Source organism: Bradyrhizobium sp. INPA03-11B (assembly GCF_040446015.1).
Classification (GTDB): domain Bacteria; phylum Pseudomonadota; class Alphaproteobacteria; order Rhizobiales; family Xanthobacteraceae; genus Bradyrhizobium; species Bradyrhizobium macuxiense_A.
This window is the reverse complement of sequence record NZ_JASGSR010000269.1, coordinates 1-1,179: the sequence shown is the minus strand read 5'-3', so window position 1 is coordinate 1,179 and position 1,179 is coordinate 1. Positions and strand designations below refer to the sequence as shown.

General features: G+C 64.3%; 1 protein-coding gene. It reads right to left on the bottom strand.

The window, feature by feature from the left end:
• Positions 1–10: 10 nt before the first annotated feature.
• Positions 11–964 carry an IS110 family transposase gene (locus tag QMZ05_RS40860; RefSeq protein ID WP_353705893.1) on the bottom strand — a complete coding sequence of 318 codons (954 nt, stop codon included), beginning with the start codon at positions 962–964 and terminating at the stop codon, positions 11–13.
• Between the last annotated feature and the right edge of the window lie 215 nt (positions 965–1,179).

Genomic DNA, 1,179 nt, shown 5'->3' with positions numbered 1-1,179 from the left:
GTAGCAACCATTAAGTCGTGACGCCGGTTTCGCGCCAAGGCGTCCCGCGCTGTACGACGGTGTTGGCATAGATCAGCAGCTTTCGTGCGCATGCGACGAGAGCCGCGTTGTGGGCTTTTCCGGCGGCAGTCAGACGGGCGTAGAGCGCGATGAGCGCCTTGTTCCAGCGGAACGCTGCCGGGAGGGCGGCTGAGAACAGGGATCGGCGAAGACGGGCTCGACCGCCGGCAATTCGACGCTGTCCCTTGCGTTGGCCGCTGTCATTGTCGAACGGCGCGAGGCCTGCAAGGGCCGCGGCTTCTTCGCGGCTGATCCGGCCGAGCTCGGGCATGCGGATCAACAGCGCGAGCGCAGTGCGCTCGCCGATCCCGGGAATGCTGAGCACCAGATCAAAGCGGGCAGCGAGATCGTGGTGGACGCGCAGTTGCCTGGCAAGGTGACGGATCTGGGCGAGCCGCCGTGCCTTCAGCCGGGCAATGTCGCCAAGCACCAGACGTCGCAAGGCGGGCTGATCGATGTGCTCGAGCCGCGTCTTGCAGCGCTTGATGTCGTCTTCGGCCTGTTCGAGGAAGGTCAGGTGTTCGGCCAGTTCCGCCAGGCGCGGATCGGGTGCATCTCTGACCTGATCGATTGCCGCCGTGCAGGCTGCGATCAACACCGCATCCAGCACATCGTTCTTGGCACGCCGCAGATGCACCCGGCCGAATGCCTTGACCTGGATCGGCTGCAGCACCAGCACAGTGAATCCTGCCGCACGTAGATGCTCCACCACGCCCCGCTCGTAGCCACCGCTCGCCTCAATCCCGACGCGGCCCACCCCGGCCTCGGCCAGCTTAACTGTCAGCTCACGCCACCCAGCCAACGAGTTGGCGACCTGCCAACGTTCGGTTCGGCCGTGAAGCGCCACATCGAGCTTGCCCTTGGACGTATCGATTCCCGCCGTTGTCGTGCTAGTCTTTGTCATCCTCGTCGACCCCGCCTTGTGAAGCGAACCTAACCGTTCCGGCAACCATCCGGGTCCGATGAAGGTGCTGGCGCGATCCTGCTACAGGGCAGCCACAAACTGCTCAGGATGGGTACGATCCGATCGCCAGCGGCCTGTCGCGGCCGCTAACCGCGACAGGCCATTCCTCTCGGAATGCTCCGACGATAACCGATCGCGCTATTACAAGGATGGGT